Source organism: Occallatibacter sp. (assembly GCF_049802275.1).
Taxonomy (GTDB): domain Bacteria; phylum Acidobacteriota; class Terriglobia; order Terriglobales; family Acidobacteriaceae; genus Telmatobacter.
Genome location: NZ_JBARMD010000735.1, coordinates 1 through 15,789 on the forward strand (window position 1 = coordinate 1; position 15,789 = coordinate 15,789).

At 57.1% G+C, this 15,789-nt stretch carries 11 protein-coding genes; 6 read left to right on the top strand and 5 right to left on the bottom strand.

The window, feature by feature from the left end; translation table 11 throughout:
* From WA354_RS24620 to WA354_RS24635, 4 genes are all read left to right on the top strand, one after another.
* Nucleotides 1-1,366, top strand: a 1,366-nt coding sequence (locus WA354_RS24620) for a toprim domain-containing protein (RefSeq protein ID WP_472815672.1), incomplete at its 5' end; no start/stop codon positions are given.
* A gap of 501 nt (nucleotides 1,367-1,867) precedes the next feature.
* The gene (locus tag WA354_RS24625; RefSeq protein WP_472815673.1) at nucleotides 1,868-5,302 is read left to right on the top strand and encodes a carboxypeptidase-like regulatory domain-containing protein; all 3,435 of its coding nucleotides are present in this window, start codon (nucleotides 1,868-1,870) and stop codon (nucleotides 5,300-5,302) included.
* Nucleotides 5,303-5,424: 122 nt separating this feature from the next.
* The gene (locus tag WA354_RS24630) at nucleotides 5,425-6,186 is read left to right on the top strand and encodes a copper homeostasis protein CutC (RefSeq protein WP_472815674.1); all 762 of its coding nucleotides are present in this window, start codon (nucleotides 5,425-5,427) and stop codon (nucleotides 6,184-6,186) included.
* A gap of 42 nt (nucleotides 6,187-6,228) precedes the next feature.
* On the top strand, nucleotides 6,229-7,020 hold the full coding sequence (locus WA354_RS24635; protein ID WP_472815675.1) for a DeoR/GlpR family DNA-binding transcription regulator: 792 nt from the start codon (nucleotides 6,229-6,231) through the stop codon (nucleotides 7,018-7,020).
* Here WA354_RS24635 and WA354_RS24640 read toward each other — a convergent pair.
* Nucleotides 7,017-8,357: an alpha-L-fucosidase gene (locus WA354_RS24640; RefSeq protein ID WP_472815676.1), complete on the bottom strand. Its 1,341-nt coding sequence runs from the start codon at nucleotides 8,355-8,357 to the stop codon at nucleotides 7,017-7,019. The genes WA354_RS24635 and WA354_RS24640 overlap by 4 nt on opposite strands.
* A 271-nt stretch (nucleotides 8,358-8,628) precedes the next feature.
* On the opposite strand from WA354_RS24640, the gene WA354_RS24645 reads away from it, so the two are divergent.
* Nucleotides 8,629-11,475: a glycoside hydrolase family 31 protein gene (locus tag WA354_RS24645; protein WP_472815677.1), complete on the top strand. Its 2,847-nt coding sequence runs from the start codon at nucleotides 8,629-8,631 to the stop codon at nucleotides 11,473-11,475.
* A gap of 107 nt (nucleotides 11,476-11,582) precedes the next feature.
* Here the strand turns inward: WA354_RS24645 and WA354_RS24650 are convergent, their stop codons facing one another.
* From WA354_RS24650 to WA354_RS24665, 4 genes are all read right to left on the bottom strand, one after another.
* Complete coding sequence (locus WA354_RS24650) at nucleotides 11,583-12,395, bottom strand: DUF899 domain-containing protein (RefSeq protein WP_472815678.1); 813 nt, start codon at nucleotides 12,393-12,395, stop codon at nucleotides 11,583-11,585.
* Nucleotides 12,396-12,566: 171 nt separating this feature from the next.
* Nucleotides 12,567-13,103, bottom strand: a complete 537-nt coding sequence (locus WA354_RS24655) for a DinB family protein (RefSeq protein WP_472815679.1) — start codon at nucleotides 13,101-13,103, stop codon at nucleotides 12,567-12,569.
* A 51-nt stretch (nucleotides 13,104-13,154) separates the two neighbouring features.
* Nucleotides 13,155-13,616 (bottom strand): SRPBCC family protein, encoded by a 462-nt coding sequence (locus tag WA354_RS24660; RefSeq protein WP_472815680.1) that lies wholly within the window; start codon nucleotides 13,614-13,616, stop codon nucleotides 13,155-13,157.
* Complete coding sequence (locus WA354_RS24665) at nucleotides 13,616-13,987, bottom strand: ArsR/SmtB family transcription factor (protein WP_472815681.1); 372 nt, start codon at nucleotides 13,985-13,987, stop codon at nucleotides 13,616-13,618. Before WA354_RS24665 ends, WA354_RS24660 begins: the two co-directional genes overlap by 1 nt.
* A gap of 116 nt (nucleotides 13,988-14,103) precedes the next feature.
* Here WA354_RS24665 and WA354_RS24670 point away from each other — a divergent pair, with 116 nt between their 5' ends.
* The gene (locus tag WA354_RS24670) at nucleotides 14,104-15,753 is read left to right on the top strand and encodes an alpha-L-fucosidase (RefSeq protein WP_472815682.1); all 1,650 of its coding nucleotides are present in this window, start codon (nucleotides 14,104-14,106) and stop codon (nucleotides 15,751-15,753) included.
* Nucleotides 15,754-15,789 lie beyond the last annotated feature (36 nt).

Consider the following 15,789-nt stretch of genomic DNA (forward strand, 5'->3'; position numbering starts at 1 on the left):
CCTTACGCGACGCAAAGGTGCCCTCGACGGCGGCGGCCTGCCAGGCAAGCTTGCTGACTGTTCTGAGCGCAACCCGGATCGCTGCGAACTGTATCTCGTCGAGGGTGAAAGCGCAGGTGGTACGGCCAAGCAGGGCCGTGACCGGCGCTTCCAGGCGATTCTGCCGCTCAAGGGCAAGATCCTCAACGTCGAGAAAGCACGCTACGACAAGATGCTGGGCCACGAGGAAATCCGCGCCATGATCACCGCGCTCGGCTGCGGCATCGGCAAGGACGACTTCGATCCGGCGAAGATTCGCTACGGCAAGATCATCCTCATGACCGACGCCGACGTGGACGGATCGCACATCCGCACGCTTCTGCTGACCTTCTTCTTCCGCCACATGACGGAGTTGATCAAGCGCGGCAACATCTACATTGCCCAGCCGCCTCTGTTCAAGATCAAGAAGGGCCGGTCCGAACAATATGTAAAGGACGAACGCGAGTTGAACCGAGTCGCCATCAAGCGCGCATCTGAAGGCATGATCGTGCGTCACGGTGAGAATGCCAGCCACATCGATGGCAGCGAACTCACGCGTTTCATGGGCTATTTGAACGAGTATCTCGGATTTGTCGAAAAAGTTGACAAGCGCATACGCAACGAGCAGCTCACGGAATTGATCGCGCGCGCAGAACTGACCCATCGCGCGGACTTCACGTCGAAGAGCGGTAACGAGGTGCCCGCGAAGCTGGCTCAACTTCACGAACAGCTCGTCAACGTCGCGGATGATTTCGGAATCAAGGTGAGCAAGCCCATTGAGGACGATGAACACCACACCTGGTCTGTCTGCTACAGCGACTCGCAGGGGGCCTCTCGCTGCATCGATTACGCCTTGGCATCAAGCCCGGAGTTCCGCCAGATGATGTCGAAGTACTCGCAGATCAGCCAATACCTCGAGCCTCCGTTCCTCATCGAGTACGCCGCAAAACCCACCCAGGATACTGCGGCAGATGAGCTGGAAGGCACAGAGTTCGAAGAGGGCCAGACGCCTCCAAAGGTGAAGGCGGAGGCCAAAGCGGCCCGGCGCGGCTCACGCATTTTGCACGAACCGGTGGAGAAACAAACCGCACGTGAGCTTTTTGTCTACATCGTCGAACAGGGCAAGAAGGAATACGATGTGCAGCGCTACAAGGGGCTGGGCGAAATGACGGCACCCCAGCTTTGGGAAACCACGATGGATCCCGATCGGCGCACGTTGCTACAGGTCAAGCTCGAAGATATAGCGGAAACCGAAGCCATTTTCACCACGCTGATGGGCGAAGACGTTGAATCACGCCGAAAGTTCATTGAAGACAATGCACTCGACGTGAAGAATCTCGACATCTAAGAACGCAACCTCCTCCTCCTTCTTTTTTGCACAAAAAAGAGGCGAACTCTTGATTGAGTTCGCCTCTCGTGATGTTTTGCATGTTCAGTTCTTATCACGACCGACAAGAACTAGACCTCCGTGACGGATGGCCCAGGCTGCACCAACCTGCGCCGAGGCCATGGCCGCGAAAGCGGACGCGAGTATCACTCCGATCATGGACATACGGAGCGCTCCGGGAGTGGTTTCCTCCAGGACTTGCGAAAATGTCGCCCAATATAGCACGTTAATGACAATTTATTTCCATAAAACGCTCATATTGATCAGATATATGGACAATTCGATCATTTAGATGTAAATTTGCTTCCACGGTGGCTGGCTCTCCCCATCCAGCCCTTCCCAGCCCGCCATCGCAGCCCAGTTGCCCAGCGGGGCAACCTCCGCATGGTGTTCGTTCCCGGCTCGAAGCGATCGATAGCGGCATATGCCCTAACAACTGCACCAACTTCATGTGAGGTCTCAATGAGAAAAGGTCTTTTCCGGATCATGCTCGGATGCGCGATTGCCTTGATGGCATTCGTGCCGGCAGCAAACGCCCAGGTAGTAACCGGCTCCATAACCGGCGAGGTCACCGACCCCAGCGGAGCTGTGATTTCTGGAGCGCATGTAACCGCCCACGCCGTCGAAACTGGAATCGAAACCGCAACCGCCACAAATGCGCAAGGACAGTACCACATCGAGTTTCTGCCGATTGGCCACTACAGAATGACGGTGCAGGCCAACGGGTTCGCGACGGCCACCGTGCCCGAGTTTTCTCTCGAGGTGCGTCAGACAGCTAACTTCAACGTGAAGCTTCAGGTGGGAAGCACAAACACGTCGGTGAACGTCTCTGCTGCAGCCCCGATTCTTCAGACGGAGAGTCTGAGCGTCGACAGCACATTCACCGCGAATACGATTCAGAATCTTCCCCTGAACGGACTCGATTTTTCCGCGTTAACTCTGTACGTGCCGGGCTCTGTCGATACCGCGGGCGTTGCCGGTCCCACTAGCTTTGAGCGGAGTACCTACTACACCGACACGCCGAATATGAACGGCAATCGGGCGCAGGCAAATCACTACACGCTCGACGGAATCGATATGAACGAGGATTACAACAACCTGATCTCCTACAGCCCGGCTCCCGAAGCGCTCCAGGAGGTCCAGGTGATCACGGCCGATTCGTCAACCGACTATGGCAACGTGAATGGCGGCGCGGTGGTGAGCGTGCTGAAGAGCGGCACAAACAACTTTCACGGCTCGGCATACGGCTACGTGCAGGACTACCGGTTCAACGCAAATTCCTACAGCAACGGCCAGTCAACTCCTGTGACGCCGATCAATCCCTTCTCGTTTTCACAGTTTGGCGGTACGATTGGCGGGCCGATCAAGCGTGACAAGCTCTTCTTCTTCGCCGACTACCTAGGCTCGCGCTGGCACACTGGCGGATTGGGATTTGCAAGCGTAATTCCCGACGCCATGCGCAACGGCGATTTCTCTGCGCTGCTTGCGGGTTCGAATCCTATTCAGTTGTATGACTCGCAAAACAACTTCGCGCCATACGCCAACAACCAGGGAGTTCCCATCGTCAACCCGGTGGCGGAGTACTTGTTTGCGAACCCCGGTCTTTACCCGAATTGCGGCGCGGCGAGTCCCGTTACGCCAAAGGGAGGCAAGTGCCTGCCGCCTCTCGATGGAATCGCGCAGAACAACTATCAGGCCCCTACCAAAAGCTACAAGGCCAATGACCAGGGCGACGCCAAAATTGAGTTCAATCCGCGCGCTTCAGACAAAATCACTGGGTTCTATTCGATGTCGACGGCCTACGATGGATCCACCGCGGTGCTGGCAATCACCTTCCCGGGAGTCAATCTCTTCCCAACGTGGATTATCGGGACCAGCTGGGTTCACACCTTCTCGCCATCGTTGGTGAACTCCGCCCGCGTTGGCTTCACGCGAACCAAGTGGTCAGAGGGATTGCCCACCGATCCGACCGGGCAGTTTGGAACTTCAGGCAATGCCAAAGTCGGCATCACGTTTCCCAACCAGCAGTATGAAGGTTTCACGAATCAGAACATGAGTGAAAGCAACGTCAGCAATGTGGGGACGTCAGCCTACAACGGCAACAACCTCATCGACAACACCTACAGCTACATAGACAACCTGACGTGGCAGCACGGCAAGCACTATCTCAGCATGGGAGTCGAAGCCATCCGCTACCAGAACAACTACCCCACGGGAAACAACGACGGATACCTCGGTTCGCTCAACTACACAGGCGCGTTTACCGCCAATCCCTCTGCCCCCAATGCCGGCGGATATGGGCCCGCTGACTTTGTGCTCGATCGCGTTCAGTCGGCCGGCGCCACTCTCAGCAGCATCAATGTCGGACAACGCCAATGGCGCATCGCCGGCTTTGCGCAGGACAACTTCAAGTTCCGCCCCAACCTCACGCTGATCGCTGGGCTTCGTTATGAATACGACCAGCCCTGGTACGAGCAGAACGGCAAGACCGGTACAGTTGATCTCGCCACAGGCCAGATACTCTATGCTTCACACATCCCGACCGGCGCACCGGCAGGCTCAGGCCTCTGCAGCAATCAGGCCTGCTATCAACCGAATTTCCGGCAGATCATGCCGCATGTCGGATTTGCGTACCAGTTCAACGATCGCCTGGTGTTGCGTGGCGGATACGGAGCTACCAGCTTCTTCGAAGGCAACTCCTTCAACCAGCGCCTGACCTCGATCACGCCGTTCATCCAGGCGGTGAACGTTTCGGTCACCTCTCCCACGCAGGGGGCCGTCACCGCACCTCGTACAGCAGAAGAGGGATTCACCGGGGGCACCACTCAGTACGGAGGCACCTTCAACGTCTACCCGCAACATATTCAACCCGCATATGTGCAGCAGTGGAATCTGACCATGCAATATGCGATGTCTCGAACCTTGTCGCTGCAGGTCGGATACATCGGCGAATTTGGCCAGCATATTGAAGACTACGGAAACGTGAATCAGTACCTGGTAAACGGCGATCCCACCTCGGCCCCTTACTACAACAACCAGTACATCGGCGTGAATGGGATTGATTCTTCGCTCGGCATCGGACCGAATGGACTGTTGATTACCGAGTCGCGCGCGGTGATGCACTATAACGCAATGCAAGCGGTTCTCCGCGAACACCTGAGTCATGGCCTGGAGTTCACCGCGAACTATACCTACGGCCAGGCGCTTACCAACAGCCTCGGAAATTATGCGCTCAACGTCAACGGCTTCAGCGGCGCGTTCCAGAACTACTACAATAGTGCCGCCGACTACGGCCCGGCTGGCTACGATGTGCGGCATAACTTCTCGGCCACAGCCGTCTACGCGCTTCCGGTAGGCCGAGGACAACAGTACCTTACAAACGCCAACGCGATTCTAGACGCAGCGGTAGGCGGTTGGAAGATTTCGACCGGAGTTGTCGTATACTCTGGATTCCCTGAGACCATCACTGGCCCGGGAAACAACTCAAACAGCTATGGCAACTCGCGCGTGAACCAGTATCGCAAGCTCAGAGTTGTCGGCCGCAGCAACGAAAACTGGTGGGGTGTCGATCCTTCGGCGACCCCATGCACGACCGCCGGCGTAGACAACGGGGTATGCGCCTTTGGCGTTCCCGCATCGAATGCCTTCGGCACATCGAGCAACGGCTCGGTCCGAGGTCCGGGTTACCGCAACGTGGATCTTTCGATGTTCAAGGACTTCCACACTTTCCGTGAGCAGTCGATCGGATTCCGCTTTGACGCTTTCAATGCGTTCAACATGGTGAGCTACGGCAATCCTGACACTGGCATCACCGATTCCAACTTCGGCAACGTGTCACTTCAGGGCGTTCGTTCCGTCGAGCGTCACCTGCAATTCTCACTCAAATACACCTTTTAACCTTGCGGCTGCCGCGCACTTTCCGCGGCAGCCGGTTTGAAAGAATTGGTCCGGTTCTTGCATTCGTGGTCTCAACCTGTTTTCAAGAAGTCTGCCGGCATGGGAAAATAGGCACAATTATCATGAACCTTGAAATCTGTGTCGATTCGGTTGAATCGGCGCTCGCTGCGGCACAAGGCGGAGCGAAGCGCATAGAACTGTGTAGCGCACTGAGCGAAGGCGGCATCACGCCGAGCGCCGGCCTCGTCAGCGCTGTTCGCGCCGCGGTCGATATCGATGTGTTCGTCATCATTCGTCCCCGCGGCGGCGACTTTGTGTATTCCGACCATGAACTGGCGGTCATGCACGATGACATTCTGGAAGCGAAAGCCCGCGGGATCGACGGCGTGGTCCTCGGCGTCTTGACCGAAGCAGGCACTGTTGACGTTGCGCGCATGCGCAATCTTATTGAAGTGGCGCGGCCGCTCCACGTCACGTTTCATCGCGCATTCGATGTCTCCACAGATCTGGACCGAGCGCTGGAAGATGTGATTGCGTGCGGGGCCGACCGCATTCTCACTTCCGGCGGCAAACCCGATGCAATGCGAGGCGCGGCAAGGATTGCACAATTGCGAAAGAAGGCCGGCAATCGCATCCGGATCATGGCCGGCGGCGGCATCCGCGCTTCGAATGTCAGGACTGTTGCGCTGAAGACAGGCGTGCGCGAAGTCCACACCTCGTTGAGCAAAGACGTGGAAGCCAAGCCCTCTGATGGAGGTGCCGAGCTCGGAACCCGGCCAAACAGCCACAAGAGTTTCCGGGTGCTCGAACACGACGTGCGCGTCTTCAAGTCCGCCTTGGATGCAATTACGATGGCACCCAAGACCCGCGCACCCGTACAATAGGCCCAGTTCCGATCCTGATTCAGCCTGGCGCCATCGATCGCTATGTCATCGAAGACAGATAAACGTGCCAAGGAAATTCTGCGGCTGCTGCTGAGTCACGGCAAAGCCTCGGTCGACGATCTTACATCAGCGCTGGGCACCTCACCTGCAAGCATCCGTCGCGATCTCATTCGCCTCGAATCGCATGGTTTGGTCACGCGCACCCACGGGGGCGCCATGTTGGCGGGAAACGGCAACGCCGTCTACGAACCGTTTCGCTTCGATGCCTCGTTCCAGGTGCGCGAAGACCGGTTTGCTGCGGAGAAGCTGCGCATCGCCCGCGCCGCCGCCGCGCTCATCCAGGAAAACGAGACCATCGGATTTGCAGCAGGCACAACGACAACACTGGTTGCGCGTCAACTCCTGCATCGGAAGAACATTCAGATTGTCACCAATGCTGTAAACATCGGCATGGAACTCAGTTCAAGTGCCCGGCTCCAGACGATGCTCACCGGAGGCAATCTCCGCTGGGCCGGCGCCTTCTCGCTGGTTGGGCCGGCGGCCATTGAGGCGCTTGCGGTTGTCGTCATGGATCGGCTGTTTGTGAGCGCGACCGGAGTGGATGCTGAGCACGGCGCCACGCTCATTCAGCCCGACGAAGCCGCGGTATTTCGCGCCATGGCGCGGCAGGCGCGCCAGATCATCGTGGTAGCCGATTCGAGCAAGCTGGGCCGCGTGAGTCCTGCGGTCGTTTGCCCGTCGAGCGATATCGATCTGCTGATCACCGACAATGGAATTTCAGAAGAAGTGTCCAACGCATTCGTCGCGGCCGGCGTGAAGATCATGGTGGTTTAGCGCGGACCGTTCTCCTTCGGTTTTTGAGCGCCCCAGTCGTAAAGTTGAAATTCCCGGATACGCGCTTCTGACGTGCTCGACAAAATGTTCAGTCGAACACGCCGTGCAGTCACAGACGGAAACTGATCAATCTTCTTGTGGCCGATCGCCTGCCCCTCAGCAATCCGCTTCCACACCTTGTCAGGCTCGCTCCAAATCTCAATGGCATATTTCTGAATGTGTTGCCCATCGTTCAACCACTCCATCGTGAGTGCATGATCGAAGGTGACAGGCTTGTCAAAATCCACTTCGATCTCCGCGTGACGTGAACCTGCAGGCGCTGACCAAAATGTATCGGGATTGCCGTCGAGCGCAGCCTCAAATCCGACGCTGCTTCTTTCTCGATGAAGAACCAGATTGTTTTCTGCTCGCTTCCGAAGCGCCGCGCCAAACTCCTCCAGTCGCTTCACGTCGGAGTCAGGCAGCAGTCCGCGATTGTCTGGCGCCACTCCCAGCATGAGCTGGGCACCGCGTCCCACCGTTTTGTCGTAAGTATCGAGAAGCGCGTCGAGACTCTTCAGCGAAGCTTCGTCGTTCGGATGCCAGAACCAATGCAGGTTGCGAAGTGGCGTATCCGCCTCGACAGGACGCCAACGAAGATAGCCGTGACGATCAATGACGTTCCAGTTCTCGTAATTGACAATACCTGCCTCGTTGCCCACCCAGCGAGCATCGCCATACTCAAACAAGCCCGTATCGGCAAACACTACGGTGTTGGGTTGATAGGTCCGGAGAGTCTCAATGATCTTTTTGAAGTCGTAGACGTGTCCAGCGCTGCCCGCACCATCGAGCCAGAACTCGACGAGGTCGCCGTAGTTTTGCGCTAGTTCCTCCAACTCCGCGTTGTAATACTTGTCGTATTCCGCTGAATCCTTGTAGCGCGGCTCATGGCGATCCCACGGAGAGAGGTAGACACCAAACTTGAGTCCATATTTCCGCGCTGCACGCGCAACATCGCCAACAACGTCTCCCATACCGTCTTTCCATGGGCTGCTCTTCACACTGTAGTTCGTCTGTCCGGTGGGCCAGAGGCAGAAGCCGTCATGGTGCTTGGCAACGAGCACAACGTACTTCGCACCAGAATCGCGAATAGCCTTCATCCACTGGTCCGGGTCAAATTGTGTGGGATTGAATACGGAGGGACTGGCCGTACCATCGCCCCATTCGCGATCAAGAAACGTATTTGTGGAGAAGTGCAGGATGACGCCGAATTCCTGGTCTTGCCACGCGACCTGGTAGGGAGCGGGTCGAATGTCGCCGGGAGAATCCTGCCCCGCCGCAGAAATCGTAAGAGACATCAGCAAAATCAAGAGCAGACCAAGGCATGACATTCCTGCATCTCGATTCATTGAGTATTCCCCTTCTCTATCGAGTCTTTTCTAAATGGGTCGCAACGCATGCTGTGATCGTAGAGGCAATGGCCGCAGTGCGTCGACAAGACTCCAAAATGCTCGAATCGGTGAGGGGACACTTCAACCAAGCCGTTGGCCTTTCCGTCACCTAGTTCCTATGCCGTTTCCAAGCCTCCAGTGATAGGCTTCCCATGGACTAAAAACAAAGGAGAAATCCGTGCGTACTTCTCTGCTTCACTTTGCCGCAGTCGGGATCATGGTTGGGTCAACAATTGGAATTTCAGCGCAAGAGCCTCAGCAGCAGGCTTTGTCGCATTCACTTGAACCGCCCCTGGCGCAGACCGCAGCACCACCAATTGCGCAGCGTATGCCGACGGAAGCAGCCGAAAATCCGGTTGCCGATCCCAGGGCCGAAGTCGTCCTCGGCAACGCAAGGTTCACTGTTCTCACACCGGAGCTGATTCGGATGGAGTGGGCGGCCGACGGCAAATTTGAGAATCACGCGTCTTTCGTCTTCATCAATCGGCGTTTGCCCGTGCCGAAGTTCGAAACAAACAAACTTGGGTCTGGCGATGCACAGGCTGTGACCATCAAGACAAGCGCCCTGACGCTTCATTACTCGGCCTCAGGCGATGGCAAATTCACACCTGATAATCTCTCCATCGAGCTTACCGTCGACGGAAAACCGGTGACCTGGCACCCGGGCATCACCGACAGTGAAAACTTGCAGGGCACAACGCGCACACTCGACGGCGCGCTTGGATCGAAGACACGCGAACCGATCGAGCAAGGTCTGGTATCCCGTTCAGGATGGGCGCTCGTCGACGATTCAACGCGCCCCCTGTTCGATTCGGCGAACTTCACTTTCAGCGAGGGTGAGAAGAGTCCGTGGCCATGGGTCATCGAGCGGCCAGCCGGCGAGCGCCAGGACTTGTACTTCTTCGGCTATGGACATGACTACCGCAAGGCGCTGGGCGACTATGTTCGCGTGGCCGGACGCATTCCGTTGCCGCCCCGTTTTGCCTTCGGCACATGGTGGTCGCGCTACTGGGACTACAGCGACCAGGAGATCGAGGAGATCATTCGAGACTTCCACCAGAACTCGACCCCACTAGACGTTTTCGTGATCGACATGGGCTGGCACAAGAGTCTGGAACAGCTCAAGGCCATGGGCGAAGGCGACAAAAACAATGTGGATCAGTCACGCCACTTTCTCGGTTGGAGTGGTTACACATGGAATGACGTGCTCTTTCCTTACCCGCAACTGTTTCTCGATCGCCTGCATGCGGATCACTTGAAGACCAGCTTGAACCTGCACCCAGCTTCCGGCATTCAGCCGTGGGAGGCAGCGTATCCGGCGATGGCTAGGGCTATGGGCATCGATCCTGCGACGAAGCAGTACGTTCCGTATGACATCACCAACAAGAAATTCGCCGAAAACTACTTCAACCTCGTCCTCCATCCGCTGGAGAAACAAGGCATCGATTTCTGGTGGCTCGACTGGCAGCAGGAACAAAATACGAAGATGGCCGGTGTAACTCCGACCTGGTGGATTAATTACGTGCACTTTACGGACCAGGAGCGGCAGGGCAAGCGCCCCATTCTCTTCCATCGCTGGGGTGGACTGGGCAACCATCGCTATCAGATCGGATTCTCCGGTGACACAGTGTCGGTGTGGGATTCACTGGCTTTCCAGCCATGGTTCACGGCTACCGCGGCCAACGTCGGTTATGCCTACTGGAGCCACGACATCGGCGGACACATGCCCGGCGCGGTCGATCCAGAGCTCTTTACCCGCTGGGTGGAGTTTGGCGCATTCAGCCCTATCCTGCGTACCCACACCACGAAGAATCCTGAGTCAGAGCGGCGCATCTGGGCCTATCCGGAACCTTACTCGTCCATTCTTCGTGCAACCTTCCAGTTGCGCTATGCGATGCAGCCCTACATCTACACTGAAGCTCGGCGTACCTACGACACAGGTGTCGCATTTCTGCGGCCGCTCTATTACGACTGGCCCGAATCCAACGAAGCCTACGACAACCAGGATGAATATCTCTTCGGAGACGAGATGATCGTCGCCCCGGTCGTGACGCCGGGAGACAAGGTATCAGGCCTTGCGACGGAGAAGGTCTGGCTGCCAAAGGGTGAGTGGATTGAGTGGCCGACAGGCAAACATCTCTCCGGGCCAATCTCGGCCGATCGCAGCTTCTCTGTCGACGAAACGCCGGTGTATCTAAAAGCCGGGGCCATTGTACCGATGCAGCCGGAGATGAGCTACACCGGCGAGAAGCCCGTGGATCCGCTTATCGTAAACGTGTGGCCACTCAATGCCGGCACGAGCACCAGCTACACGCTTTACGAAGACTCCGGTGTGGCTGAGTTGTATCAGCACAGCGCCTTCACGCGTACCCCCATCAAGGCCACGCAAAGCGGTGACGCGCTGCGCGTTGAGATCGGTCCGGTCGAAGGCAGCTTCCCGGGCATGCTCAAGGCCCGTGGCTACACGTTAAAGCTTCCCGCAGACTGGCCCCCCGCATCGGTAACGATAGACGGAGTTGCCATGAAGCAGGCAGGGCCGACCGGCAAGGGCGGTTGGAGTTTCGAAGGCAACTCACTTACCACCATCATTCCAGTTGCAAGCCTCAGCACCGCATCAAAGGTGACAATCGAAGTCCGTCGCGCGGCGGGCCTTACCGCTCAGCGCGGTGAACTCGACGGCTTCAACGGTGCAATGGCGCGCTTGCGCGAAACCTACAACGCACTGAATATGACGCCTCCGGCCGCCGCTCCGCCGGACATCCTGATCGATGCGATGCAGACGGGCGATCGCCTGGGCTATCACCCTGAGTTGGCGAAAAAGGAAATCGCTCACTTCCGCCAGGTGCTGCCGGAAGCTCAGGTTGCGGTCAGTAAGGTGGTAGAGGATGGGCAGAAGCGGCTGGACGAGTTCGTCCAACGCGCATCTCAACACAACGAAGGTCAGGTTGATATCCAGGCCGAGAAACAGAAACGTGTTGACACATTTGCCCGCGCCATGAAACTGGTCACGGACGCAGGAAAGTAGCAACGGAGGCAGAAGCACTGGGACCACGGACTGACAAGGTCCATGGTCCCGATGCATTTTCGCATTGGTCCGGGGTACACCTCCCGGCGAAGCACGAAGCTGTCAACTTACCCGTCACGTTTGCCCGAGCAGCAAGATCCCTGAGTGGTCGCTTTGGGTTCCTCCCACTTCGCTGAAGGATCGACGAAATAGCCGCCGTCATACTTGTCGTGGTGGCGAACCCACGCCATCGTATGCGCTAATCCCTCTTCGTCTCGCCCCTTTGGCACAAGATCAAGAAAGTTATACGCGCCGATCAGTATGTCGAGTCCCCGCGCATAGACGGAATAGGTGTGGTAGATCTGGCCGTCTGCATCTTTAAAGAAAACGCTGGCTCCGGGCCGCTCTTCACTCGGGAACTGCGTGACGGCGTAGTTGTAATCGACCATCCCCGTCGCCCGCTCGGCCGCCGTAGCCGAAACATGGTAGTCGTAATTGAAATCCGTTCCAAACGAAGATGCCCAGTGAAATCTCCAGCCCATCCGCTTCTTGAATGCGTCGATTTCGCCATACGGAGCGCGTGAAACCACGGCCAACGTTACGTCGCGGTGTGCAAGGTGAATCGTCATGCCATCGAAGTGATCCGAGAGATAAGAGCAGCTTGGACAACCTGCAGCCCATCCAGGGCCAAACATGAAGTGATAGATGACGAGCTGACTACGTCCGTCAAACAAATCAGCGAGCGTTTCTTTGCCGCGCGGTCCTTCAAATACATAGTTCTTCTCAATCTTTTCCCACGGCAATTCGCGTCGCTGCCTGCTCAGCTCGTCGCGCAGGCGGGTAAACTCTTTTTCCTGCGCGAGAAATTGCCTGCGCGCTTCAATCCACTCGCTGTGCGACACCACTTTCGACAGCTTGGGACCCGTTGTCATTGTGGCCATGTTGAACCTCCTTCGTGTCGGTTTCCTGGGTGAAATGTCTTCGAGCCGATGTGCGCAGCAGCTTGCCAGTGACAAGTGCTGCCAAGCCGCCGCTGCCGGTGGCGCTGGCTGCTACAACGGCCGCAGTCGCAAGACAGAATGGGCACATCTGCTTCTCCTCAACTAACCCGATCAGCCTTTCTGCATGAATAACGGCGGCTCATCCGCGCTCGGTCCCCAGCTGGCGGGCACCGGAAGATTCAATAGACGCAGATAAACACCGAACTGCCCGCGATGCTGATACACATGGCTGAACATCACGTCGCGCAGAAACAGACCACGCGCCTGCGCCAGTACCTCCCTCTCGCCTGCGACCAGCCGCCAGGTTTCCGCCATTTCAGCATCGTCAATCGTTGGAAGGATCTCGCGCACGACAGCAACGCTTTCATCAAAGGCCTGCAGGATTTCCTTGCAACTCGTTGGCTGCAGAAAAGCAAAGTTCGGAGCTTGTGCTGGATTGTTTTGCACAAAACGGACGACGCCGCCCTGCGTAGATGCAATGTGATATGCCAATTGCCCCGCCGTCATTGATTTCTCGTGCGGCTTCCAGGTGAGTTTGTCTTCCGGCAGCCGTTCGAGGAACCGGCGCGTGACGGGTACCTGCGTTTCGAATTCGGCGAGCATCGCCTGCGCAATGGAATCGCCAATGAGAGTTTGTGTAATCGACATAGGGACCTCCTTGTGTCCTGGGGGAAGAATTGGATTCGTCGTCGGTTCGGGTTATTTCGAGGGCAACCCTTCCGCCCGTTTGCGGATTTCTTCGTTGATGTGTCCCCAGCCGCCGGACACTCCCTTGCGATGATCGTCCTGAACCAAGCCAAATCCGGAGTGACGGAACTTGATCAGCGTTCCACCCGGCTCTTCGCTCAGCCTGTACTGCACATTGTTGGCTACAGGATGCGACATCATCAGGGGCCCGCTGAATTCCAACAGAGTAGGGCGCTTGATGGCCTGCACGTGCGCCCAGAAATGTCCGTTGTCGCCGCCGAGATCGCGATACCAGCGCCCTCCCGGCCATGCCTCCAGTACCATCGGCATCGCGCGGCCGTCGCTGACTTCGTTCCCGGGGCCAAGCTGTTCCAGCAGCGCGGCAAAAGTATCTTCCAGCGATGCATGCACATGAATCTCCTGCTCAACGAGCAACGTAAGATCCTCAATTCCTGCGGTTACATTTGCGATCATTATTCCTCCTTGGGGTTTACAGGTTTTTGTGCCGCAGACGCCTTCTCTGCAGCGAGCTTTTCTGCCCGCTCTTTCACGCGAGTGAGCTGGTGCTTCCAATAGCGCTCAAATTCCAGCGTCCACGCGTGCAGCGGCCGAATGCCATCCGCGTTCGTCTGGTAGAGCTTCTGGCGTCCGTTGCAGCGCATCCGCACAAGCCCCACATCGCGCAACACACGCAAGTGCTTCGACACCGAAGGTTGATCGACTCGAAGACTGGCCACAATCTCATTGACCGAGTACTCGCGTGCGGCCAACAGCAACAGAATCTCTCGCCGCCGCGGTTCTGCGACTGCATTGAACGCATCCGAGGTTGTTGCCGCTCGAGCCATGATGAAATCAAATATATTCCTATATGGGAATATGTCAAGCATTGGGCAAGGAAAATTTCGGCCGACAAAATGAAAGCGTTTGCAGCACCCTTCCCAATCAATTACGATTCCGCCGTATGAAAATCCGCCTATTCCTTGTACCTGCAATTCTTTCCGTTGCCTTCCCTTTCCTATTTGCCCAGGCTCCGACGCAAAACTCCGACCCTCTCGCGCCAACCCAGGACGTTAAATCCGCCGAGCAGATCGATCACGAGTGGCAGCAGTCGGTCAGCAAGTACGACACGGAACGCAAGCGCCTTCTCGCCGAAGCCGACCGGCAGGCGAATGACGGCCCTTACCGTCCGGACTGGGCCACGCTCATCAAATACCAGCAGCCGCAGTGGTACAAGGATGCGAAATTCGGCATCTTCATTCACTGGGGCGTCTACTCCGTCCCCGCCGCCGAGAACGAGTGGTATCCACGTAACATGTACGACCCCAAGAACGGCGCCTACAAGAATTTCAAAGAGCATTACGCCAACGGCGACGACGCAAAGGGCTACAAGGAACTGATTCCCCTCTTCCGCGCAGAGAAATTCGACGCCACCGAATGGGCTCAACTCTTCAAGGCCTCCGGCGCGCAGTATGTCGTTCCAGTCGCCGAGCATCACGACGGCTTCTCGATGTACGACTCCCATCTGTCTGACTGGACAGTCGTGAAGATGGGCCCGAAGCGTGACACATTGATGGAATTGGCAACAGCGGTTCGTGCGGCAGGCCTGCACTTCGGTCTCAGCTCACATCGCGCCGAACACAACTTCTTCTACTCCTATGGCCGCACCATCCACTCTGATGTCAACGATCCGAAGTACGCTTCGCTCTACGGACCCGCTCACCAGTGGTTCAATGCGCCCGGCGACGCGCATGGCCTCGAAGACGACTGGACATACGTCAGCGACGCCTGGACGCGCGACTGGTTGGCACGCGACACCGAACTCGTAGAGAAATACAAGCCCGAGATCGTCTACTTCGACTGGTGGATCGGCCATCCAACCTTCCGTCGCGCCGTCACGGAATTCACCGCCTTCTATTACAACTTCGCCGCCGCCAACGGCTACACCGGTGTAATAGATTTCAAGGATTACTCGCTCAACTGGAAGTCAGGCACGCGCGATTTCGAGCGCGGCCAGCAGGACCACATCATTGCCGACCACTGGCAGACCGACACCTCCATCAGCAACGCATCCTGGGGATACATCGAGCACGACACCTTCAAGTCGCCTGAGTTCCTCGTACACCAGCTCATCGATATCGTGAGCAAGAACGGAAACCTGCTGCTGAACTTCGGCCCGCGATCGGATGGCACCATTCCCGACCAGGTGCGCACCACGCTGCTTGAAATGGGTGCGTGGCTCAAGGTGAACGGCGAAGCCATTTACGCAACCACGCCATGGAAAACCTTCGGCGAAGGGCCGACCCAGGTGAAAGGCGGAGCATTTCATGACACGGATGTAAAAGCGTACACCGCTGCGGACTTCCGCTTCACCGCCAAAGGAAGCACGGTTTACGCAATAGGCATGGCCTGCCCGGCAGATGGCAAAGCGTCCATCCACGCGCTCGGCACCGCGCACGAAGGCTCATCGATCTCCATCACCAACGTTCAATTGCTCGGCTCCGCAGACAAGGTCAGTTGGACGCAGGCCGCCGACGCGCTCGACATAACCCTCCCATCGAACGCCGCATGCAAGTATGCGTACACGCTGAAGCTGACCGGCGCTGTAAAGTAAAGCGCCTGATATCGATTCGCCCGTGGCGTTATAGTT

Coding starts and splice junctions, on each gene's coding strand:
- WA354_RS24670 (WP_472815682.1), top strand. CDS start 14,104: ATGAAAATCCGCCTATTCCTTGTACCTGCAATTCTTTCCGTTGCCTTC.
- WA354_RS24625 (WP_472815673.1), top strand. CDS start 1,868: ATGAGAAAAGGTCTTTTCCGGATCATGCTCGGATGCGCGATTGCCTTG.
- WA354_RS24660 (WP_472815680.1), bottom strand. CDS start 13,616: ATGATCGCAAATGTAACCGCAGGAATTGAGGATCTTACGTTGCTCGTT.
- WA354_RS24650 (WP_472815678.1), bottom strand. CDS start 12,395: ATGGCCACAATGACAACGGGTCCCAAGCTGTCGAAAGTGGTGTCGCAC.
- WA354_RS24630 (WP_472815674.1), top strand. CDS start 5,425: ATGAACCTTGAAATCTGTGTCGATTCGGTTGAATCGGCGCTCGCTGCG.
- WA354_RS24640 (WP_472815676.1), bottom strand. CDS start 8,357: ATGTCTCTTACGATTTCTGCGGCGGGGCAGGATTCTCCCGGCGACATT.
- WA354_RS24665 (WP_472815681.1), bottom strand. CDS start 13,987: ATGGCTCGAGCGGCAACAACCTCGGATGCGTTCAATGCAGTCGCAGAA.
- WA354_RS24655 (WP_472815679.1), bottom strand. CDS start 13,103: ATGTCGATTACACAAACTCTCATTGGCGATTCCATTGCGCAGGCGATG.
- WA354_RS24635 (WP_472815675.1), top strand. CDS start 6,229: ATGTCATCGAAGACAGATAAACGTGCCAAGGAAATTCTGCGGCTGCTG.